Here is a 22,124-nt window from a genome sequence, read left to right on the forward strand (position 1 = left end):
GCTTCATGCACGGCTGTGCAAAGCTGTTTCATTTACGCATGTGTGTCAAGGGCAGCGGTTACACCTGTGACTGGCTTGCGCTATGCTGCACGTGCGTGCAAAGAATCGAGAAACGCAGCGAGAGTGTGCATGACGACGCCAAGAGGCCGTATTGGCTTTTCCAGTGCCCAGCAGGTCGCGGAGCTTGCCGGCGTTTCGCGCTCGGCGGTATCACGCACGTTCACGCCCGGCGCCAGCGTTTCGGAAGAAACCCGCGAGCGGGTGCTGCTGGCGGCCGAGCAGCTCGGCTATCACGTCAACCACCTGGCGCGCGGCCTGATGCGGGCATCGACGGGCATCGTCTGCCTTGTCGTCGCCGATGGCGACACGCCCTACCAAGCCCGTATCCTGCGGGCGCTGACACAGCATTTGAGGGATGCCGGCAAAGTGGCCATGGTATTCAACACGTCGGGCCCCAGCCACCATGTCGACCAGGCGCTGCGCAACACGCTGAACTACCGTGCCGATGCGACGATCGTGCTGTCCGGCACGCCGCCGCAGGAGCTGATCCGAACCTGCCTCGAGAACGGGCAGCGCCTGATCCTGATAAATCGCGACGACCGGTTCGACGGGCCGCATAACATCGGCGTGGACAACGCCGCCGCCGCCGAGGCGGCACTTTACGCCTTTCTTCGTGCCGGTTGCACCAGGCCTGCCCTGGTGACATCGGCAGCCGGCACGCCCAGTCTGGTGGCGCGCGAGACGGCGTTTCTTGCCGCAGCGCGCAAGGAAGGACTGGAGGTGATCCAGTGGCGCGAGGGCCGCACGGGTTATGCGACCGGGGCAGAAGGCGCAAGGCGCCTGCTTTCGGGCCGGCAGCGACCGGATGCGGCATTCTGCGTGACCGACCTGATCGCCTGCGGTTTTCTGGACGCGGCGCGCCACGAGTTCGGCGTCGACGTCCCGCGCGATCTCTGCGTCGCCGGCTTCGACGACATCGAGCAGGCTGACTGGGCTTCCTACCGGCTGACGACCTTTGCGCCGCCGATTGAGGAGATCGCCACGCACGCCGTGCGACTGGCCGCCGGTTCGCGCGAGGAAGCAGGCGCCGGCAGTCGCCTGACCTGCCACGCGCCGATGGTCTGGCGCGGCACTGTGAGGCCAGGTCGGGGCTGATGCCGATCGGACTATAGTCCCGGTCGGTGAGCGTCTCGTGTGCTAGATCGCAATGCTGCCGATCGCGGCATCGACGGCGTCGCCCAAACGGTCGACGATGATATCGACCGTGCCGTCGTCGACGATGAATGGCGGTGCAAGCAGGACGTGATCGCCAGCCCGCCCATCGACGGTGCCGCCCATCGGATAAACCATCAACCCCCGCTGCATCGCTTCCGATTTTATCCGGGCATGGACCTTCAGGCGCGAATCGAACGGGGCCTTGGCCGAGCGATCCGCGACGAGCTCGATGCCCTGGAAAAGGCCGCGCCCGCGAATGTCCCCGACATGGTGATGGTTGCCGAAGCGCTCACGCAGCCGCCGTTCGAGCGTGGTGCCTCGCGCCGCGACATTGGCAAGCAGACCATCACGCTCGATAACCCGCTGGACGGCGAGGCCGGCCCCACAGGCGAGCGGATGGCCGATATAGGTGTGACCGTGCTGGAAGTCGCTGCCTTGCGAAAAGGCATCGAATATCCGCTCGGACGCCAGCACCGCGCCGAGCGGGGCGTAGCCGCCGCCGAGTCCTTTGGCGACCACCATGATGTCGGGAGCGACGCCCTCCTGCTCGCAGGCATGCAGTGTTCCGGTGCGACCCATGCCGCACATGACTTCGTCGAGGATGAGCAGCACGCCGTGGCGATCGCAAATCTCGCGGATGCGCCTGAAATAACCGGGTGCGGGTGGCACGGCGCCGAGAGTCGCTCCAACCACGGTCTCTGCGACAAAAGCAATGACCGTTTCCGGCCCGAGTTCCTGCAGCTTCGTTTCAAGCGCATCGGCGGCCCGCAGGCCGTAGGCCTCGCTGCCTTCATCCGGCCGCTGATGCCGATAGGCATAGCATGGTTCGATATGATGGTTTTCGATCAGCATGGGCTCGAACGGCGCCTTGCGCCAGGCGTTGCCTCCCACCGAAAGCGCGCCCAGCGTATTGCCGTGATAGCTCTGCTGACGGGCCACGAAGCGGCGGCGCTGCGGCTCGCCGCGCTCGACGAAATATTGCCGCGCCATCTTCAGGGCGGTCTCGATGCCTTCCGATCCGCCGGAGACGAAATAGACGTGATGAAGATCGCCCGGCGCGTGAGCGGCAAGTTCGTCCGCCAGTTCCTCCGCCGGCCGGGTGGTGAAGAAACTGCTATGCGCATAGGCGAGCCGGTCGAGTTCGGCATGCATCGCGGCAAGAACAGCCGGATGCTGATGGCCAAGGCATGAGACGGCCGCGCCGCCCGAGGCGTCGATATAGCGGCGTCCCTTGCTGTCGATGACGGTGACGCCATCGCCGCCGACGGCAACGGGATAATCGTGGTGGATCTGGCGATGGAGGATATGCGTCATGACCGTTGCCTGGTTTCGTAGATATGGGTGGAAAGGGTGTCGAACTGACGTTCGACGTCGCGCATGGCGGCCAGCGCGCGATCGCCGGCGGCGGCCGCCAGGATCGCGGCCAGCGTTTCGGCGATGGCAAAGGCCGGCGCCATGGTGTGGAAAAAGGACGGGCTCTCGGTTGGCACGATGATGACGGCGCCCGCCCGGTTGACGAGAGGCGAGACGACGCTGTCGGTAATCGCCACGATTTCGAGCCCACGGCTGCGTGCATAATCGACGAGTTCGACGGCGGCGCGCGTATAGGGCTTGACGCTGATCGCCAAAAGCACGTCGCCCGCTCCCGATTCCCACAAAGGATCAGGTCCGGTTCCGCCGACGCCGTCAAGCAGACGCACCGCGCCGCCGGCGAGGCCATAGACGTAGGCGAAATGGCAGGCGACGGGGTAGCTCGACCGATAGCCCAGCGCATAGATGCGCTTGGCGCCTGCCAGCACCGAGGCTGCCCGGGTCACCGCCTCCAGCGTCGCCGGATCGCAAAGCTTCGCCATATGGCGCTCGAGCGTTTCGGCCAGCTCGAAGGCCAGCGCGCCGTCTCCTCCGCGCTTGCGCCGCGCCATCAATGCTTCGGCCTTGCCCAAGAACTCCTTCTCGCCGCGGCGAAGTTGCTCGGCGTAGAGGTCGCGCAGGCTATCGTAGCCGTCGAAGCCCATGCGCTGGGCAAGCCGCGTCATCGATGCCGGGGTCACCCCGGCGCGCTGCGCCTGGACGCGCATCGACAGGAGGGCAACGTCACGCGGATTGTCGAGCACCCATTGCGCCGCCGCGCGAAGCTGGCGCGGCATCGTCTCGAAACTCTCGAGCAGGCGCGAGCGGAAGGCGGGTTCCAACATGGCGCGAATTTACGCCGGCCGTTGACGAGCTGCAATGAATATTTCAATCTGCCAGAAATGAGCGTAGTGTTTCATTCAATCAGAAAACAAGAACAGGGGAAATTCGCATGAAACAGACCATATCCAGTCATTTGGGAGCGCTGGCGGCACTCGCGCTGGCTTCCTTGCCGTTCGCAGCCGCACCGGCTCTGGCCGAGGATCCAATCGCGCTAGGCTGGGTGGGGCCGCTGTCGCCGCCCGGCAACTATTCCGGCGGCCAGGAAATGCAATGGGCGGTGCAGCTCGGAGTTGACGAGGTCAACAAGGCCGGCGGCGTGCTCGGCCGTCAGCTGAAGGTGAGCTACGAGGACACCAAAGGGCAGCCGGCCGACGGCAGCGCGGCGGCGGTTCGGCTCATCACCAAGGACAACGTCGCCGCAATCTTCGGCGAATTCCATTCCTCGGTCGCCCTCGCCGAAATCGAGGAGGCGCACAAATACGGCGTCGCCTGGGTCGGTACAGACGTATGGGCGGATGCCATCACGGCCAAGCAGTATCCGGAAGTCTATCGTCTCGCTCCGGCCAACTCGCTCGTTTACGTTAAGGCAGCCGACTGGACGGTCGAGCAAGGTTTCAAGAACATCGCCATCATCGCCGAAAACACGGACTTCGGCCAGGGCGGGGCCAAGGTCATCGCCGATGAGCTGAAGGCCAAGAACGTCCCCTATACGCTGGCAACGATCGATCTGAACCAGCAGGATTTCACGCCCGCGCTGCTGCGCCTGATGAACCAGAGCCCGAAGCCTGATGCGATCCAGATGGTGATCGCCGGACAGGCACAGTATCAGCTGGTCAAGCAGGCCTGCCAGCTCGGCCTCGCACCGACTGCCGAAACGGCCCTCATCGGCTCCTCGGGTCTGCTGCAGAAGGAAGTGTGGGAAGTCGACGGCGAATGCGCCAACAATCTTCTCATCGTCAACGTCGCGCAGCCCAAGTCGCAATGGAACGACAAGGCCAAAGCATTCGTGAAGGCGTTCACCGAACGCTACAATAGGGCACCGACCGGCGTGGCCATGGAGGCCTATGACACGTTCGGTGTCGTCGTCGAAGCGATCAAGAAGGCAGGCTCGGCTGACCGCGCGGCGATCGTGAAGGCACTGGAAGAGATCAAATATGAAGGGGTGAACGCCACCTACACCTTCCCGACCACCAAATCTCCCGACTGGGCTTTCCATCAGTTCGTCGACGTGCCGTTCACGATCATCCAATACACGGCCGTGAACCAGGCGCCGGAGGATGCTGCGATCGTCTATCCGAAGAAGTGGGCCACCACCGACAAGGTCATGCCCGGCAAATGAACGGCACGCCGGCGGCTCCATGGCCGCCGGCGGCCGCTTCACTGGACAGGCGGCCGACAACGAGGTGATGTGAACCCATGAGCTATTTCCTCCTCCTGGCCGTCAACGGCCTGGTCATCGGCCTCATTTTCGCGCTGACGGCGGCGGGGCTCACTTTGGTCTTCTCGGTGTTGAAGGTCGTCAATTTCGGCCATGGATCGCTCTATATGCTGGGCGGCTATGCGTCCTACTACATCATCGCCTGGTTCCATGCGCCGCCGCTTGTCGGTGTCGCCGGCGCGATGGTGGCCCTGTTCATCTTCGGCGTGCTCTTCGAGAGGCTCGTCATAGCGCCGATGTATACCGACAAGGTCGAGCGCAAGGACGAATACGCCATTATCGTCACCTTCGGCCTCACCATTCTGATCACCAATCTCGGCCTTGTCGTCTTCGGTCCCTTCGCCAAGGCGCCGCCGTCCTTCATGACGGGAGCGCTGATCCTCGGTCCGTTGATCCTGCCTTACGACCGGCTGATCGCTGCGGTCGCTGCCGTCGTCCTGCTTGTCGGTCTGACGCTTTTCCTGAAGCGCACCTCGCTTGGCCAGGCACTCGATGCGGTGAGCCAGAGCCGCGAGTCCGCCGCGGTCATCGGTATCGATCCACGCCGCATGTACACCATCGCTTTCGGCATCGGCTCGGCGCTTGCCGGCGGGGCAGGGGCGTTGATCGCGCCGATCTTCGCCCTGTCGCCGTCGATGGGTGAGTTGCCGGCCGTGCAGGCCTTCATCATCATCGTGCTCGGCGGCATGGGTTCCGTCGGCGGAAGCATTACCGGCGGCATCCTGCTCGGCCTGGTGCAAGGGCTGGGTGTCGGCTATCTGCCGGACCCCAATCGCGCGCTTGCCTATACGCAGGCGTTCGGAGCGCTGCTGCTCGTCATTGCATTGCTCTTCAGGCCGACCGGCCTGTTCGGCCGCTCGCATCTGCGGCTGGAATAGGGTCACGGCAATGGTCCATCCAACATTCTCGCAATCGGCCCAGGCGATTCTGCTCGTGGTGGCGTTGTTGGTGCCGCTCGGCGTCGGACCATACTGGACCCACGTCGGCGCCATCGCCTGGTACTATGCGCTGCTTGCTGCGAGCTGGGCGCTGCTTGCCGGTTTCGCCGGTCAGTTCTCCTTCGCCCATGTGGCTTTTGCCGCGCTGGGCGGATACGCCTCGGCCTTGTTCGTTGGCCAGATCGGCATGCCCCTGCCGCTTGCCATTCTTTCCGCCATCGCTCTTGCCGTCGTGGCCGGCGCCCTGATCGGCGCGCTGGTCCTGAGGCTTTCCGGGCCTTATCTGGCCCTCTTCACGCTCGCCATTTCGGAAATCTTCCGCCTCGTTCTGGTCGCGGAGGAGGACATCACACGCGGCATGCTGGGCTTGCCGGTGCCCGGCCTCTTTTCCGGTCGATCGGACCTGCCTTATTACTATCTCGGCCTTGCGCTCGTCGTCCTGGCGGTATTGGGAATGAATGCCTTGTTGGCGACCCGCGTCGGTCTTTTTCTACGTGCCATCCGGGAAGACGAGGGCGCCGCGCGCGCCAGCGGGGTGGATACCACGCGCTACAAGATCCTCGTCTTCGTGGTAACCAGCGTGATCGCGGCGATAGCCGGCATTTATTACGGCCATTTCATCGGCATCCTGACGCCCAACATGGCTATCCTGCCGGAGATGGGTCTGGTTATCGCGATGGCGGTGATCGGTGGCATCGAAAGCTTGCCCGGCGCCGTGGTCGGCGCAGTCGTCGTCTTCCTGCTTTCCGAGACGCTGCGGTCCTACGGCGAATGGCGTTTCGTGCTGATGGGTCTGGCGCTTATCCTGGTGCAACGCTTCGCGCAGAACGGCCTGTATCCGATGGTCGAAAACTGGGCTCGCTTCCGCGCGCGGCCACGGGAACAAGCGCCTGTTCCAACTGCTACCACCGAGGAACCCCATGCCGGTTGAGAAGGACACCGCTTTTTTCTCGGTCAGTGGTCTTGCCAAGCATTTCGGCGGCATCCATGCCGTCGAAGGCTTATCCTTTGCCCTGGCCCGCGGCGAAATTGTCGGGTTGATCGGTCCCAACGGCTCGGGAAAGACGACCACCATCAACATGGTGACGGGCGCGCTCAAACCCGACGGCGGTGCCATCCTCGTCGAGGGTACCGACATGGCGCGCTCGCCGGCTAATCTTTTCGCGCGCCGCGGTGTTGCCCGTACTTTTCAGGTTCCCCGCCTGTTCCGCCGCATGACCGTGCTGGAAAACCTCATCGTGCCGGCACTTTCCGACCCGGCTGAACGGCGCGCCGCGGCAGAGGAGCGCGCCCGTGGGGTTCTTGCTTTCCTGAGGCTCGACCATCTCGCCGACAGTTATGCAAGAGCGCTTTCCGGCGGCCAGCAGAAGCTGCTGGAACTCGGCCGGGCGCTGATGCTCAAACCGAGATTGCTGCTTCTGGACGAGCCCTTCGCCGGCGTCCACCCGCGCCTGCTGGAGGAGATCATCGAGCACATAAGGAGCCTCAATCGCGACGGTCACACCATCGTCGTTGTCGATCACAACCTCGAGGCTATCCAGTCGGTCGTAACGCGCGTCATGGTGATGGCGCGAGGGCGCAAGATCGCCGACGGCGCGGTCGCCGAGGTGCTGCGCAATCCTGAGGTCGTGCACGCCTATACGGGATCCCGCGCAACGCATCGGGAAGCACGATGATGGAAACCGCTTCCCTGCCATCGACCCCGCCGCTGATCGCCTGCGAGAACCTTGTCGCCGGCTATACGCGCGACATCGACATATTGCGCGACGTTTCGGTCAGAGCCTGGTCTGGCAGCATTTCCTGTGTGGTCGGCCCGAACGGCACGGGCAAGTCGACGCTTCTCAAGGCGTTGTTCGGCTTTCTGAAACCGAGTGCTGGCCGGGTGCTTCTGCGAGACGTGGACATCACCGGAAACCCGCCCTTCCGGATGCTGGGCCTTGGCCTGGCCTACCTGCCGCAGCGGCCGAGCCTCTTTCCTCATCTCTCGGTCGAATCGAACCTGAAACTCGGTCTCTGGCATGCCAGGCCGAAGAAGACGGTGCTGACCGAGAAACTGGAACATGTCTATGAGCGGTTTCCCGTCGTTCGGGAGAAACGCACGCAGCCTGCCGGCCAGCTCTCGGGAGGCCAGCAGCGACAGGTCGAGATCGCACGCAGCCTGATGGCCGATCCGTCGGTCTACCTGATCGACGAACCGACCGCCGGCGTCGATCCGCAGACCAGCGAGGCGATCTACGACATCGTCCGCGATCTTGCCCGCGAACTCGGCAAGGCCGTGCTGCTGGTCGACCAGGATATTCGCGCCGCGCTTGCCATCACCGACTACGTCTATGTGGTCAAGAACGGCACGGTTTTTTCCGAAGGCGCGCGCGCGGATTTCGGTGCCGACACCGACGCTCTTGTCGCACGTTGGCTGTATGCGAGCGGTGAATGAACGGGCAGCTTACGGCGTGGCGTAGCCCGGCGGCTGTTCGAACAGGCTGTCGCGCCGAATCTCGAGCGCCCGCCCGATCCTCAGCGCCAGCGGATCCTGGAAGCGGCGAACCGCGATCTGCAATCCTGCGGGCAGACCATTGACGAGACCGATGGGGACGCTGAGCGCTGCCATGTCGAGGAGGTTCACCATGCGGGTAAACGTCCCAAGCGGCGTCGTTGTCTCATCGATGTCGGCCAATGGCGGCGCGGTAATCGGCGCCGTTGGCGTCAGGAACGCATCGGCGCCTTCGAGATCGCGATGAAACTCGATCTGCGCGGCTCGGCGCCTTGCAATCAACTCGTGATAAGCGGCGAGGCCGATTTCCCTGCCCTTGAGAACCCGCATGCGGATCGCCGTGCCGACGCCGCTGTCCGCGGGTTCCACGTAACGGCCGAGATGATGCCAGGCTTCGACGGCCATGATGTCGCCGGCCAAGGCCTTGTAGGTGTCGTAAGATTGCGGCATCGGCATCCGATCGACATTGGCACCGAGCGCCTCCAGTTCAGCGACGGTGGAGTCGAAGCGGACCAGGATGCCGGGGTCTACGCCGGCAAGGTCCACGGCCGAGGGGATGCGCAGGCGAAGGCCCGATATGCTCCGCTCGAGCCCGTCGAGCGGCGAGGTCGGCGCCACGCCAAAGGTGGCCGGATCGCCGGGATCGGGACCCTCGAGCGCGGCCAGCAGAAGGGCTGCATCCTCCACCGACCGGGTCATGGGACCGATGCTGTCGAAGGACATGGCAAGCGGCAGCAAGCCGCCGCGCCCGATAAGGCCGAAGGACGTCTTCAGGCCCACGATTCCGCACATGGCGGACGGATTGCGGATGGAGCCCGTAGTGTCGGTGCCGAGCGCGACCGGCACCAGTCCGGCGGCGACGGCCACGCCCGAACCGCTCGACGATCCGCCCGGCGCGCGCGGGATGGCGCTGTCACGCGGGTTCAGGGGCGTGCCGGCGACCGGGTTGGTCCCCCAACTGCCAAAAGCAAATTCCACGGTGTGCACCTTGCCCAGCAGGATCATCCCGGCCGCGACAAGGCGTTCGATTGCCGTTGCCGTGGCGGTTGCGAGTTCGCCCGCAAGCGCTTTCGAGCCTGCCAGGGTCGGATAGCCTTCGACGTCAAGCAGGTCCTTGGCCGCGAAAGGGATACCGTCCAGCGGCCCTTTCGAGACGCCGCGACGGCGACGCTCGTCGGCTTCGCCGGCGGCCTGGAGCGCAGCCTCAGGAAACAGCCGGACGAACGCATGCAGCGAATTGTCATGAACGTCGACACGATCCAGCGCGCGCCGGACGATCTCGGTCGAGGATGTGTTGCCATCGGCGAGCGCGCGGCTGAGTTCGGCGGCGGTGGCGAAGGCGGAAATCCCTTGGGCGGTGGCGTTCATGCTGTCCTACCTATGCGAGTCGGTGAAATGAAGCATGGAAAACCACGTTGCGGGAGAGCCAATTGGGCCCGGAGATGAAATTGAAGCCGTTGCTGATCATGGTTGCGCCGAACGGAGCGCGCAGAACGAAGGCCGATCATCCGGCTCTGCCGATGACCGCCGACGAACTTGCCGAAACGGCGAGGCAGTGTCTCGCTGCCGGCGCCGCCGCCATCCATGTGCATGTCCGCGATGCTTCAGGCCGGCACACGCTTGACGCCGCGCTTTACCGGGATGCCATCGCGGCGATCCGGGAGCGGACGCAGGGCGTCATGGCGATCCAGATCACGACCGAAGCGGTCGGGCTCTATTCGCCACGCGAACAGATGGATCTTGTTCGGGCGCTTCATCCGGTTTCCGTCTCGATAGGCTTGCGTGAGATAATCAGCGATGGCGAGGCGGAGCCGGCCCGCTTCTTCGCGTGGGCCGGTCGGGAAGGCATCGCGGTCCAGCACATTCTCTATGATCGGGCCGATCTCGACCGTTTCATCGATCTGCGGCGGCGAGGCATTCTGGCGGAGCCCACAAGCCCCCGGCTGCTGTTCGTCCTTGGACGCTATGCCGCCGATCAGGAAAGCCGGCCCGAAGACCTCGATGTCTTCCTTGAAGGGCTCGATGCGCATGGTCTTGAAGGCGCCGTATGGTCGGTCTGCGCCTTCGGACGGGGCGAGACCTTGGCGCTGACGGCGGCGATCGCGGCGGGAGGGCACGTGCGGGTCGGCTTCGAGAACTCTCTCTGGCACGCCGATGGCAGCCTCGCCCGCGACAATGCCGAACGGGTCGCGGCAATCGTCGAAGCCGCTGGCCGCACGGGGCGCCCGATTGCTTCTGCCGCGCAGGCGCTTGATATTCTCGGAATTGCCCGCCAGCAGTGAGGGCCCGCGCGCCTTGTTAGGGGATCGGCCGCGCGCCTGCAAATTCGCCAGGGGAGGACGGGCACGGTCTCGAACGGACCGTCATATCCTTGCATCCAAATCGGGCGGCTTGCCTTGCGAGCCGTCTTCCTTGTGCGTTTTATCGCGGATGGCCCGGAACAATGGCCCCGATGAGGGGTTTGGTCGCGACATAGCGAGCGACGGAGCCAGCGATGTCCGAGCATGTTCCCTCAAACTCCTCCAGTCTCAGCAGACGAAGCTTTATGACCGCGACCGTCTCCGCGGCTGCGGTGACTCCGCTTCTGGCCTCGACAGCCAGGTCCGAGGAGCCTCCGGCTGCTGCCGCCAAGCCAAACGAGCCTGTCATGACAACACTGACCATCAACAAGCAGCCATACAATCTGGCGCTCGACAGCCGAACCAGCCTGCTCGACGCCTTGCGCGACCATGTCGGCCTGACGGGCACGAAGAAAGGTTGCGATCATGGCCAATGCGGTGCCTGTACGGTGCTGGTCGATGGCCATCGCGTGCTCTCCTGCCTCAGCTTCGCGGTGATGAACGAGGGCAAGGCGGTAACCACCGTCGAAGGGTTGGCGTCGACGGATGGCGGCCTGCATCCGATGCAGCAGGCCTTCATCGATCACGATGCGTTCCAGTGCGGCTATTGCACGCCCGGCCAGATCATGTCCGCGATCGGCTGCGTCCACGAAGGACATGCCGGTTCAGAGGACGACATTCGCGAATATATGAGCGGCAACCTTTGCCGATGCGCGGCATACCCGAACATCGTCGCGGCAATCGTCCAGGCCCGCGACCAGATCAGGAGGGCCTGAGATGCATCCTTTCGTCTATGAGAGGCCCGCCAGCCTCTCCGCGGCGGTCGCCGTCGCCTCGCGCTCGGCCACCAGGCATCCGCCGACGCAAGCCCCCGCGCAGTTCATTGCCGGTGGCACCAATCTCGCCGACTATATGAAACTCGGCGTCGCCCGGCCGGAACGCTTGCTCGATCTGAACGGTCTCTCCGAACCGGCATTGCGGCGGATCGAGACCGATGGTGAGGGTCTGCGCCTTGGCGCTCTTGTGCGGATGGGCGACGCGGCCGAGAATGCCGAGATCAAGCGTCGGTATCCGGTGATCGCGGAGAGCCTGCAACTGGCGGCAAGCGGCCAGCTGCGCAACATGGCAAGTCTTGCCGGCAACATCCTGCAGCGCACCCGCTGCGAATATTTCCGCGAAACCTCATGGCCATGCAACAAGCGCGAGCCAGGCTCGGGCTGCGCCGCGATGGACGGGTTCAACCGCCAGCATGCCGTGCTGGGGACCAGTGAGAACTGCATCGCGACCTATCACGGTGACTTTGCCCAGGCCCTGATCGCGCTTGACGCCACGGTTCATGTCCAAGGCCACAACGGGCGGCGAAAGATTCCGTTTGCCAGCCTGCATCGCCTGCCCGAGGACAGCCCTCACATCGAGACCGACCTGGCACCCGACGAGATCGTCACCGCCATAGAGGTGCCCGCCGGCGCATGGACCAGGCGTTCGCGCTATCTCAAGATCCGCGATCGGCAATCCTATGCGTTTGCCCTTGCATCGGCCGCGGTCGCCCTCGACCTCGACGGCGAGACCGTGAACGAGGCGCGCATCGCGCTTGGCGGCGTGGCGACCGTACCCTGGCGGGCAAGAGCGGCGGAGGAGATCCTGCGCGGCAAGGTGCTCGACGAGGCAGCGGCGGCCGAGGCCGCCGAAGCCGCGTTCGCCGAGGCCCAGCCGCGTCGGCACAACGCATTCAAGATAGAACTCGGCAAGCGAACCTTGATCAGGGGGCTGCTCGAAACCCGTGACATGAAGGTGTGATCATGAACGTCGCCGCTCCACAGCCGAAGGAAAACATGGGACAGCCGCTGCCGCGTATCGATGCGCGGCTGAAAGTGACCGGCCAGGCCGAATACGCGGCGGATCTCCCGGCCGCCAACATTGCGCACGCCGTGCTCGCGACGAGCAGCATCGCCAAGGGCAAGGTCGCCAGGCTTTACCTGGATGACGCGCGCTCGGTGCCCGGCGTCCTCGACATCGTCACCTATGGCGACCTCGACAAGGTCGAGACGCCGAAATTCGGAAATACCGGCGCGAGTTCTATCGGGCCGCTGCATGACAAGGCGATCTTCCATGACGGTCAGATCATTGCGCTGGTGGTCGCCGAGACCTTCGAAGCAGCCGAGGAGGCGGCGCAAAGGATCCGCGCGGACTATGCCGAGGAAAAGCCGACCGCCAGTTTCGACATGCCGGGGACAAAGACCATCGACGCCGCCGGCAAAAGCCCGTTGTTCAAGGAGGACGTCAAGGCCGGCGATTTCGATGCCGCCTATGAATCGGCCCCGATGAAGATCGATGCGCGGTATTCGACGCCGACCCAGCATCACAACCCGATAGAGCTGTTCTCGACCACCGCTGTTTGGCAAGGCGACCAACTCACCGTTTACGAGCCCTCCCAGAACGTGACCGGCTGGAAAGTCGAGTTGGCGCGGCAATTGAGGCTCGACCCAGCGAATGTGCGCATCGTCTGCCCCAACGTAGGCGGCGCATTCGGCTCGAAGGGGCCGATGACGGCGCGAACGGCCATCGTGGCTGTGGCCGCCAGGCGGCTTGGCCGGCCGGTGCGCTGTGTGGTCAGCCGCATGCAGGCGTTCGGCACCCAGACCTATCGGGCCGAAACCCGGCACCGCATCCGCATCGGCGCCGGCAAGGACGGCCGCATCACTGCTTTCGGCCATGAGGGCTGGGAGGTGACCTCGAGACCCGATTCCTATGTCGTCGGCGGGACTTCGGCCACCGGTCGCATGTATGCTTATGGCTCGGTGCTGACGCATGTCTCGCTGGTGCAGGCGGATCGCAACACGCCCGGTTATATGCGCTCGCCGCCCGAGACGCCCTACGTCTATGCCCTCGAGAGCGCCATGGACGAAATGGCCGTCGCACTCGGCATGGACCCGATCGAATTTCGCCGGATCAACGAGCCCCAGAAGGAGCCGATCGGCGGCAAGCCGTTCTCCAGCCGGTCGCTAATGAAATGCTACGATCAGGCCGCTGATGCCTTCGGCTGGACGAGACGGGATGCGAAAGTCGGCTCGATGCGCGACGGCGACTGGCTCGTCGGCATGGGCTGTGCGACGGCAGTCTACCCGACCGCTGCCGCGCCATGCGCGGCCCGCGTGCGCCTGACCGCCGAAGGAGACGTGCGCGTGCAGTGCGGCTCGCATGAAATCGGCACAGGTGTGCGAACCGTTGCCGGCCAGATGGCGGCGGAACGTCTCGGTGTCGACATCGGCAAGGTCGCCGTCGAGATGGGCGACAGTGCCTTGCCGCCGGCGCCGGTATCGGGAGGTTCGATTTCCACTGCCAGCGTCTGTTCGGCCGTGCTCAAGGCGTGTGATGCTGTGCGCACGAAATTGTTCGCCGCAGCGGTCGCGGAGGGTGGCCCTCTTGCAGGCTCGCACAATGAGGAACTGGACCTCCACGGGGGACGGATCCTCACCAAGGGCGGGGCGTCGGCAAGCACCGCCGATATATTCAAGGCCATGCAGGTAGGCGCCATCGAGGAATATGCCGAATTCGCGCCGAAGGGCTCGACCCCCGAAGCGCTCAAGAAGCTCTATGCCGGCCAGTCGGAATTCCACGGCGGCGAGTCCGACGCGGATTCGGTGAAATATGCGTTCGGGGCCGAATTCGTGGAGGTGCACATCAACAGCTACACGCGCGAAATCCGTGTGCCGCGCATCGTCGGGGCGTTCGCGGCCGGCCGCATCATGAACACGCGCACCGCGCGCAGCCAGCTGATGGGAGGCATGATCTGGGGCATTGGCCAGGCCCTGCATGAGGCGACCGAGATCGATACCCGCTATGCCCGCTATGTGAACCGCGACCTGCAGGATTATCTGGTCCCGGTGAATGCCGATGTCAGGGACCTTGACGTCATACTGGTTCCGGAGATCGACCATGAGGTCAATCCGGCTGGTGTGAAGGGCCTGGGCGAACTCGGCAATGTCGGCACCGCCGCTGCCGTCGCCAGCGCTGTCTACCACGCGACCGGCAAGCGGATCCGCGACTTGCCGATCAGAATTGACGATCTGATCGTTTGAGGACCGAGACAAAGAGGATTGCTCCGCCGCAACAAGCGTGGGTTTGTCCTCGCCCAGTTTCACTGCCTTGCGGATCGGGATGCTGATGCGTCAGGAACCGACTGTTTCATGCCAGGGTGATCTGGAACAGCCGGAACCCTTCTCGCCCCATCGAACGGAACTGACCGTAGGAGCGCTCAGCCTTGGCCGCGCAGGATGCTGACGACGAGCAGCGTCAGCGCCGTATTCCACAGCGCCGGCTCGGCCCGGTATTTGCACCGGCAGCCACCACGCCCTGCGCCTGGTCGATGGCGTGTCCCAGCAGGCGCGGAATGAAAAGCTGCAGCGTCGCGGCGATGAAGGTCGAGACGATGGTGATGGCGACCTGCCAAGGGTGGCGCAGCGTCATGCGCATGATACGTAGCAAGGTGCCAGGGCCCTTGCCCCAGGAGGCTTGCGCCACATGGGCAAACGATTTGCCGCGCCCCGCCGCGCTGCCGATTGCTTGCGTGTTCAAGGACCTATCCAAACCGATCCGGACTTTAGCCCGGACGAATGAAACAGATTCAAATTCAAGTGCCACGATGTTACGCGCCTCCCGCGCGGCCGTTCAAGGGCCAATGACAGCTTCGCGCTGTGCCTGAAATGACACGCCGCTGTTTCGCGCAATGATCGCGCTCATCGTCAGGCTGCCCGCCCAAATAGAAAAATTGTTCGTCCCGGCGGCATCGAAAAGCCGATCGTTCCTTTCCCGGCGCACTGAACTCCGTGAGATTTGGGGCATCGATGGCGGCTTCGGCCGCTGGAAAAGGAGCAGCACATCCACGGGCCCGGGTTTCCGGGCGAAGTTTTCAAGCAGCACCCGGAAAGAACCCGAAAAGGAGCTGACATGCCCAGAATAGTGCCCGTGCTCGATCTGAGCCGTCTCGAACAAGGCGCATCGGAGCGCCGGACGTTTCTGGCGGATCTGCGCTCCGCCTCGCGCGATATCGGTTTTTTCTATTTGGCGGGCCACGGCATCCCATGGGCCGACATCAGCGAGACGCTCGCCGCTTCGCGGCGTTTCTTTGCCTTGCCGGAAGCCGACAAGCTGTCGATAGAGATGGTCAATTCCTCGCAGTTCCGCGGTTATACCCGCGCTGGCGGCGAACTGACCAAGGGCAAGGCCGACTGGCGCGAGCAGCTCGACATCGGCGTCGAGCGCCCGCCCATCGCGCAAGGCCCGGGAATTCCTGCCTGGACGCGGCTGCAGGGGCCGAACCAGTGGCCGTCGGCGTTGCCGGCGCTGAAGCCGGCGCTGCTGGCCTGGCAGGCGAAGGCGACGGCCGTGGCCATTCGTCTGCTCAAGGCCTTCGCGCTGTCGCTCGACCAGGCCGAGGACGCTTTCGATCCGATCTATGGCGGCGAACCCAATCATCGCATGAAGATCGTGCGCTACCCCGGCCGCGAAGCGACCGGCGGCGACCAGGGCGTCGGCGCGCATAAGGATGGCGGCTTCCTGACGCTGCTGCTCCAGGACGACAACAAGGGCCTGCAGGTAGACTATGACGGAAGCTGGGTGGACGTGGATCCGATTCCCGGAACGCTCGTCGTCAACATCGGCGAGCTGCTGGAGCTCGCCTCGAACGGCTATTTGAGAGCCACCGTGCATCGCGTCGTGACGCCGCCCGCCGGCGTCGAACGCATCTCGGTGCCGTTCTTCTTCAGCGCCAAGCTCGATGCCACGATACCGCTGCTCGAGCTTCCCGAGGAACTGGCGGCGCAGGCGCGCGGGCCGGCCAGCGATCCCGACAATCCGCTGTTTCGCGATGTCGGAACCAATGTGCTGAAGAGCAGGCTGCGCTCCCATCCCGACGTTGCGCGGCGTCATTATGCCGATCTGTTTGAGCCCGAGACCCGGGCAGGCTGAGCCATTCGGCAGGTAGAAATTTTTGTAGGGCGGCAAAATTTTAGAATTCTATTCGTCGCCAGCACGCGAAAATGGGCTCAAGATAAAATTATCGTTCGAGGTTTCCTCCCATTCCTCCGAACGGTGTTCCCCTCTGAAGGTTATGACCTTCTTTCTGGCCGGGCCGTCTTCGCGCCCGGCCATTTTTCTTTGCCGGGAACAGTTTTTGCGGCCTGGGAAGCGCGCCACGACGACACCCCATTTTCTTGGAAATGCTTTCTCTTGCGTTCCACTTGGGAAGGCGCAACCCTGTCCAATCCAGTCACCACCGCGAAAGAGAGATGCTCATGACATCCAATGTCGCCGTCATTGCCGGAGCGGGATCCGGATTGAGCGCCTCGCTTGCGCGCCTTCTCGCAAGGGAAGGTTTTCGTGTCGTGCTGGCCGCCCGCAACGTCGAGAAGCTCGACCCGTTGCTGGCGCAGACCGGCGCCCAAGCCGTGGCAACTGATGTCTCCGATGCCGCGTCGGTGCAGCGCCTGTTCGAGGTCGCTGACAAGGCCGGCCCGCTGTCGCTCGTGGTCTTCAATGCCAGCGGACGCGCCCGTGGCCCGATAGCCGAACTCGATCCAGAGGCTGTCAGGCAGGCCTTGCTGGTGGGGGCCTATGGCGGCTTCCTGGTTGGCCAGCAAGCAGCCAACCGGCTGCTTTTGCAAGGCTCGGGCTCGATCTTCTTCACCGGCGCGACGGCAAGCGTCAAGGGATTCGCCGGCTCGGCCGGTTTCGCGATGCCCAAATTCGGCTTGCGTGGACTGGCGCAATCCATGGCTCGCGAACTGGCCCCCAAGAACATCCATGTCGCGCATTTCGTCATCGATGGTGCCATTGCCTCGACCGTGCCGGGAGAGGCTCCCGACCCGCAGGATCGACGGCTATCGCCGGACGCGATCGCCGAGGCCTATCTCGGCATCCATCGCCAGAACCGCAGCGCCTGGACCTGGGAACTCGAGCTCAGGCCCTGGGTCGAGACCTTCTGATCGGCACGGTGACCTATGCGGCTTTCGCGGGGCTTCCATGCAAGGCGGCGGAGAGAGTCGACATTGCATGGGGATGTCACTATATAGCGGCGGCTTCGATGGCTTGTGCCTGGAAACGGCAACGTCATCGGGCAGCTGTTGTGACAGCCATTGAGATGCAAACGGACCTGAAAACCGTAAGAAGCAAGTAGAAGCAGCCTCTCGAGGCGGGACAGGATTCCCGCCAAACGATACCCGCCCCCCAGAAACAGAAAATGTTCTTCAATCCTCTATTTCCTTTGGCTCTGTGGACCTTGGACGACATCGGCTTGCCGTCCGGTGGCGACTCGGCTGGAATGGGGACATGCATCCTTCACCGGATGCCGACGTTTATGATTACCAACCGGCTTCGCCGCCAGGGAAAAGCAATATGAGTGAGCACGCCATCGAATTCTTGCAGGGATGGATTGGCGAAAAAGTCCATTGCCAGTCCCACGCCAGGATCGAGAAGCAGGCCGAGACGCTGGCCAGGGAATGCGCTGCCAAGGCGGCCGAGGTCGGCATACCGCTGGAGGATATCCAGGAAGAAGTCGGCGATATCCAGGAACTCATCGCCTCCCGGCTCGAGGAAGCGGCCGAGGCCGACGAGCACCAGCAGGCCGCGAGCAAGGCTGCGGAATAATTCAGGAGCAATCCTGTATGAATACGCGGACCATTCGGTCCGCGTATTTGTCTCAGCCGAATTTCTCCTTCAGCCACGCCTTCGGCAGCGCCGGCACGAAATTGCCGTCGCGGCCGGTCATGTCCTCGTTGGCGACCATCGCATTGAGGACGGCTTCCTCGACGCCCTGGACCACGGCATCGAAGAACGGATCGATGTCGCTGTCGGGGATGAACTCGGCGCGAGCGATCCGGCCCGGCGGCGCCAGGGCCGCGTCGGGATTGGCGGTAGAGAAGGCGAGGAAGATGTCGCCGGAACTGTGATAGCCGAAGCCGCCGGTCATGGCGACGCCGAGCGGCACACGGCGGGCCAGCCGCTTCATCTGATGCGGCAGGAACGGTGCGTCGGTGGCAATAACGGCGATGATCGAGCCTTTTTCGGCACGTGGCGTGCCTTCGCGGATCGCGGGTTCGACGAGCTCCGGCCCGGCGCGCAGGCCTCGAAGCGTGAAATTGCGCCGCTTGCCGAAATTCGCCTGCACGAAGGCGCCGACAGTATAGGCACGCCCTTGCCATTCGGTGATGCGCGACGCGGTGCCCGAACCGGCCTTGAAGCCGAAGGCGATCATGCCGGTGCCGCCGCCGACGCTGCCTTCCTCGATCGGTCCGCTGGCGGCACCGTCGAGCGCCTCGGCAACATGCCCTGATGTCACGTGGTGGCCGTTGATGTCGTTGAGGAAGCCGTCATAGGTTTCAGCTGCCACCGGCAGTCCCCAGCCGCTGTCGAGTGCGGCTGGCAGCACCTTGCTCATCCAGCGCAGCGTACCGTCGCGCGAAACGCCGCAGGAATGCGTGTTGGTGACGGTGATGGGGAAGTTGAAGGCGCCGGTCTCCTCGACGATATGCGAGCCGGTCAGTTCGCCATTGCCGTTCTGGCTGAAGATGCCGGCGAAGACCGGTGTGGCAAGGTCGGCCCGCGGCCTGGGCAGGATCGCGGTCACGCCGGTGCGCACCGGTCCCTGGCCTACGACGAGCGGGCCGTCGCCTGAAATCAGCGTGGAATAGCCGACCGACACTCCAGCCACGTCGGTGATCGCGTTGAACGGGCCGGGCGTGCCGTCGAAGCCGATGCCGAAGCTTCGCGCGCGCGGCTTGCCGGAGGGCGTTTTGTGATGATGCGGATTGTCTGTCATGTCACGGTTCAGAATAGGGAGCCCTGGCTGCCGGGCTCCTTGGCCTTGATCGCGGTTTTGGCGGCCGGTCGTGGCCGCGCCGAGCCGCTGGTCGCGACCGCATCCGCCGTCCCGTCGGCGAACTCCAGGGACAGCGCCATCCCCGCCGACAATTCCGCCGCACGCTTGACGACGGCGCCGTCGGCATCCTTCACTAGGGCGAAGCCGCGTGCCAGCACGGCCTTGTGCGACAGCGTCGCCAGCAAGCGGTCGGCCTGGGCGACGCGACTGCGCAGCCGCTCCAGCCTCAGCGATGCCGCATGCGTGCTGCGCCGCGTCAGCGCGGTCAGGAAATCCCTTTGGGTCCGCTGCCGCCGCGCCGTGGGCTCTATGGTGATGCGGCCCTGCAGCGCCGCCAATTGCTGCCGGTGCCGCTGTAGCGACGCCCGGGCGCATTTCGGCAATTGATCGGCGGCGCGATTGAGCTCCGCGCGCCGGGCTCTCGTCAGCGTGCGCAACGCGCCCTGTGCCCGCAGGAGATTGCGCTCGTTGGTCCGCCGCGCCTCGGCGATTCGCTGCGACAGCATTGCCGGCGTCAGTTTCAGGGCGAGGAAGCGTCCCCGCTTGCGTTCGGTCGAAACCATGAGGCCGCGCCCGAGCCGGCTCGCCGCCTCGTCGAGGCGACGACGTGGCAGCGCCAGCAACTGATCGGGCGAGGGCAGCGCACGCGCCGCCGCGCGCACGGACTGGCGCTTGCGCTCGAAATTGCGCGAAACCGCAGCCTTGAGCCGCGCGCCGAGACTGGCGAGCGTCGCTTCGAGGTCGGCCTTCACCGGGACGGCGATTTCGGCCGCCCCTGTTGGCGTCGGCGCTCTCACATCCGCGACGAGGTCGATCAGCGTCCAGTCGGTTTCGTGGCCGACGGCCGAAATCACCGGAATGGCGGAGGCGGCGACGGCGCGGGCCAGCACCTCGTCGTTGAAGCCCCACAAGTCCTCGAGGCTGCCGCCGCCGCGCGCCACGATCAGCAGGTCCGGGCGCTCGATGGTGCCATCCCTTGCCAGCGCGTTGAAACCGGCGACGGCGGCGGTCACCTCGGCGCCCGCGGTTTCGCCTTGCACCCGCACCGGCCAGACGAGCACATGCAGCGGAAAACGATCCTTGATCCGGTGGATGATGTCGCGGATGACGGCACCCGTCGGCGAGGTGACGACGCCGATGACGCGCGGCATGAAGGGCAGCAACCGCTTGCGGCCCCCCTCGAACAGTCCTTCGGCCTGCAGCCGGCGCTTGCGCTCCTCCAGCAGCGCCATCAAGGCTCCGGCGCCCGCCGGTTCCAGATTGTCGATGACAATCTGGTAGTTGGATTTGCCGGGATAGGTGGTGAGCCTGCCGGTGGCGATCACCTCCATTCCTTCTTCGGGGCGGAATTTCAGCCGGCCCATCGTGCCCTTCCACACCACGGCGTCGAGCCGCGCGCGGTCGTCCTTCAGCGTGAAATAGGCATGGCCGGAGGAGTGCGGCCCGCGATAACCCGAGATTTCACCGCGCACCCGCACATTGCCGAAGGCATCCTCGACCGTGCGCTTCAGGGCGCCTGATATTTCGCTCACCGTATATTCGGTGGCGTTGCTGCGTGATTCGGATGCTGCTTCGCTCATCGGCCGATTGGGGGGTGGTTGCGCGCCGGCGTCAAGCTGGCTGTTTTCAGGTCGGCGTTCAGGTGCGTCTGATCGCTTACCAGCCCGGCAGGATCTGGTTCGGCTTGGTTCGCCGCATCTTGCTGAAGGCGAGTGCCGCGAAATCGAACGTTCCCGCCTCTTCGCCAAGCGGCACCGAGATGTTGTCCAGGCTTTCGGAAATGTGCCGGGCCAGTGCATCGACGATCTCCGGCCGCGAGGTTTGGCCGCGCATGATGCCGATACGGCAGTCGGGCAGGGCGCCGAAGCCGTCGGCCTCGCCCAGCACCCGCATGCCGGGCCTGAGCGCGCATTCCGGCAGCACTGAGATCGCCAGGCCCGACAACACCGCGGCGGTGATGACCGTTGCGGAAAAGCTGGTGAACAGGATACGATAGTCGTGGTTCTGCTGGTCAAGCACGTCGACGGCGGCGCGTCGCCAGATACAGTTTGGCCGGCCAAAGGCCATAGGCAGCGTCTCCTGCTCGTGCGTGGCGTGGTTGGCCGAGGTGACCCACAGCAGCGGTTCGCGCCGCACCACCTCGGACTGGCCCCGCACGTCGTTATGCGTCACCAACGCCAGGTCGAGATTGCCGCGCTTGATGTGTTCGACCAGCCCCGGCGTCGGTTCGCAGACGACGGTCAGTTCGACGCGTGGATTGGAACGTGTGAAGCGCGCCATGATCTCGGGCAGGAAACGGTCGGCGTAGTCGTCCGGCGTACCGATCCGGATCGTGCCTTCGAGCCGCCGGTCGTCGAAGGCGGCCAGCGTTTCGCGGTTGAGATAGAGCAGCCGTCTTGCGTAGGAAAGCAGCTTGTCGCCTTCCTCCGTCAGTCTGTTGCTGCGCCCCTCCTTTTCGAACAGCGGCTTGCCGATCCGCTCCTCCAGCCGGCGCATCTGCATCGACACCGCCGACTGGGTGCGGTGCACCTCTTCGGCCGCCCGGGTGAAACTGCCAGTGTCGGCGATCGAGATGAAGGTCTGCAACTGATCGAGATCGAGCGGCGCTTTCATCGGCATGATCCATCACTGGTGT

21 protein-coding genes are annotated in these 22,124 nt (G+C 64.4%); 13 read left to right on the forward strand and 8 right to left on the reverse strand.

Annotated elements, in window-relative coordinates; all coding sequences use genetic code 11:
- Positions 1–129 precede the first annotated feature (129 nt).
- Positions 130–1,155: a substrate-binding domain-containing protein gene (locus tag FJ973_RS28100; protein WP_140558644.1), complete on the forward strand. Its 1,026-nt coding sequence runs from the start codon at positions 130–132 to the stop codon at positions 1,153–1,155.
- Positions 1,156–1,197: 42 nt separating this feature from the next.
- Here FJ973_RS28100 and FJ973_RS28105 read toward each other — a convergent pair whose 3' ends face one another.
- Positions 1,198–2,529: an aspartate aminotransferase family protein gene (locus tag FJ973_RS28105; protein ID WP_140558646.1), complete on the reverse strand. Its 1,332-nt coding sequence runs from the start codon at positions 2,527–2,529 to the stop codon at positions 1,198–1,200.
- A complete protein-coding gene (locus FJ973_RS28110) occupies positions 2,526–3,410 on the reverse strand; it encodes a MurR/RpiR family transcriptional regulator (RefSeq protein ID WP_140558647.1) in 885 nt (294 codons plus the stop codon). Before FJ973_RS28110 ends, FJ973_RS28105 begins: the two co-directional genes overlap by 4 nt.
- A gap of 107 nt (positions 3,411–3,517) precedes the next feature.
- Between FJ973_RS28110 and FJ973_RS28115 the strand changes: the two genes are divergently transcribed.
- From FJ973_RS28115 to FJ973_RS31510, 5 genes are all read left to right on the forward strand, one after another.
- Positions 3,518–4,747 carry an ABC transporter substrate-binding protein gene (locus FJ973_RS28115; RefSeq protein WP_140524814.1) on the forward strand — a complete coding sequence of 410 codons (1,230 nt, stop codon included), beginning with the start codon at positions 3,518–3,520 and terminating at the stop codon, positions 4,745–4,747.
- A 77-nt stretch (positions 4,748–4,824) separates the two neighbouring features.
- Complete coding sequence (locus tag FJ973_RS28120; RefSeq protein WP_140524813.1) at positions 4,825–5,724, forward strand: branched-chain amino acid ABC transporter permease; 900 nt, start codon at positions 4,825–4,827, stop codon at positions 5,722–5,724.
- A gap of 10 nt (positions 5,725–5,734) precedes the next feature.
- On the forward strand, positions 5,735–6,715 hold the full coding sequence (locus tag FJ973_RS28125; protein ID WP_140558649.1) for a branched-chain amino acid ABC transporter permease: 981 nt from the start codon (positions 5,735–5,737) through the stop codon (positions 6,713–6,715).
- Positions 6,705–7,460 carry an ATP-binding cassette domain-containing protein gene (locus FJ973_RS28130; RefSeq protein WP_140515007.1) on the forward strand — a complete coding sequence of 252 codons (756 nt, stop codon included), beginning with the start codon at positions 6,705–6,707 and terminating at the stop codon, positions 7,458–7,460. The genes FJ973_RS28125 and FJ973_RS28130 overlap by 11 nt, the downstream gene beginning before the upstream one ends.
- On the forward strand, positions 7,460–8,218 hold the full coding sequence (locus tag FJ973_RS31510) for an ABC transporter ATP-binding protein (RefSeq protein WP_246675961.1): 759 nt from the start codon (positions 7,460–7,462) through the stop codon (positions 8,216–8,218). The genes FJ973_RS28130 and FJ973_RS31510 overlap by 1 nt, the downstream gene beginning before the upstream one ends.
- 9 nt (positions 8,219–8,227) lie before the next feature.
- Here FJ973_RS31510 and FJ973_RS28140 read toward each other — a convergent pair whose 3' ends face one another.
- Complete coding sequence (locus FJ973_RS28140; protein WP_140558651.1) at positions 8,228–9,643, reverse strand: amidase; 1,416 nt, start codon at positions 9,641–9,643, stop codon at positions 8,228–8,230.
- Between the two features lie 80 nt (positions 9,644–9,723).
- On the opposite strand from FJ973_RS28140, the gene FJ973_RS28145 reads away from it, so the two are divergent.
- The 4 genes from FJ973_RS28145 to FJ973_RS28160 all read left to right on the forward strand — a co-directional run bounded on the left by FJ973_RS28145 (position 9,724) and on the right by FJ973_RS28160 (position 14,693).
- Positions 9,724–10,557, forward strand: a complete 834-nt coding sequence (locus FJ973_RS28145) for a 3-keto-5-aminohexanoate cleavage protein (protein WP_210240118.1) — start codon at positions 9,724–9,726, stop codon at positions 10,555–10,557.
- A gap of 212 nt (positions 10,558–10,769) precedes the next feature.
- Positions 10,770–11,390 carry a (2Fe-2S)-binding protein gene (locus FJ973_RS28150; RefSeq protein ID WP_140558654.1) on the forward strand — a complete coding sequence of 207 codons (621 nt, stop codon included), beginning with the start codon at positions 10,770–10,772 and terminating at the stop codon, positions 11,388–11,390.
- Position 11,391: 1 nt separating this feature from the next.
- The gene (locus FJ973_RS28155; RefSeq protein ID WP_140498388.1) at positions 11,392–12,411 is read left to right on the forward strand and encodes a xanthine dehydrogenase family protein subunit M; all 1,020 of its coding nucleotides are present in this window, start codon (positions 11,392–11,394) and stop codon (positions 12,409–12,411) included.
- 2 nt (positions 12,412–12,413) lie between these two features.
- Positions 12,414–14,693 carry a xanthine dehydrogenase family protein molybdopterin-binding subunit gene (locus FJ973_RS28160; RefSeq protein ID WP_140558655.1) on the forward strand — a complete coding sequence of 760 codons (2,280 nt, stop codon included), beginning with the start codon at positions 12,414–12,416 and terminating at the stop codon, positions 14,691–14,693.
- 214 nt (positions 14,694–14,907) lie between these two features.
- Here FJ973_RS28160 and FJ973_RS28165 read toward each other — a convergent pair whose 3' ends face one another.
- On the reverse strand, positions 14,908–15,189 hold the full coding sequence (locus tag FJ973_RS28165; protein ID WP_224619155.1) for a hypothetical protein: 282 nt from the start codon (positions 15,187–15,189) through the stop codon (positions 14,908–14,910).
- 93 nt (positions 15,190–15,282) lie between these two features.
- Positions 15,283–15,498 (reverse strand): hypothetical protein, encoded by a 216-nt coding sequence (locus tag FJ973_RS28170; RefSeq protein ID WP_140498386.1) that lies wholly within the window; start codon positions 15,496–15,498, stop codon positions 15,283–15,285.
- A 63-nt stretch (positions 15,499–15,561) separates the two neighbouring features.
- Between FJ973_RS28170 and FJ973_RS28175 the strand changes: the two genes are divergently transcribed.
- From FJ973_RS28175 to FJ973_RS28185, 3 genes are all read left to right on the forward strand, one after another.
- Positions 15,562–16,581: an isopenicillin N synthase family oxygenase gene (locus tag FJ973_RS28175; RefSeq protein ID WP_140558657.1), complete on the forward strand. Its 1,020-nt coding sequence runs from the start codon at positions 15,562–15,564 to the stop codon at positions 16,579–16,581.
- A 326-nt stretch (positions 16,582–16,907) separates the two neighbouring features.
- Positions 16,908–17,597, forward strand: coding sequence for an SDR family NAD(P)-dependent oxidoreductase (locus tag FJ973_RS28180; protein WP_140498384.1), 690 nt, complete (start codon positions 16,908–16,910; stop codon positions 17,595–17,597).
- Between the two features lie 409 nt (positions 17,598–18,006).
- Entirely contained in the window at positions 18,007–18,258 is a 252-nt protein-coding gene (locus tag FJ973_RS28185; RefSeq protein ID WP_140498383.1) for a DUF768 domain-containing protein, read from the forward strand.
- 52 nt (positions 18,259–18,310) lie between these two features.
- On the opposite strand, the gene FJ973_RS28190 is transcribed toward FJ973_RS28185, so the two are convergent.
- The 3 genes from FJ973_RS28190 to FJ973_RS28200 form a co-directional block, all read right to left on the reverse strand.
- Positions 18,311–19,429, reverse strand: a complete 1,119-nt coding sequence (locus FJ973_RS28190; protein ID WP_140558658.1) for a P1 family peptidase — start codon at positions 19,427–19,429, stop codon at positions 18,311–18,313.
- Between the two features lie 8 nt (positions 19,430–19,437).
- On the reverse strand, positions 19,438–21,069 hold the full coding sequence (xseA, locus tag FJ973_RS28195) for an exodeoxyribonuclease VII large subunit (RefSeq protein WP_140558660.1): 1,632 nt from the start codon (positions 21,067–21,069) through the stop codon (positions 19,438–19,440).
- Between the two features lie 76 nt (positions 21,070–21,145).
- The gene (locus tag FJ973_RS28200) at positions 21,146–22,102 is read right to left on the reverse strand and encodes a LysR substrate-binding domain-containing protein (RefSeq protein WP_140558662.1); all 957 of its coding nucleotides are present in this window, start codon (positions 22,100–22,102) and stop codon (positions 21,146–21,148) included.
- Positions 22,103–22,124: the final 22 nt, after the last annotated feature.

This window comes from Mesorhizobium sp. B2-1-3, from assembly GCF_006442495.1.
GTDB lineage: Bacteria > Pseudomonadota > Alphaproteobacteria > Rhizobiales > Rhizobiaceae > Mesorhizobium.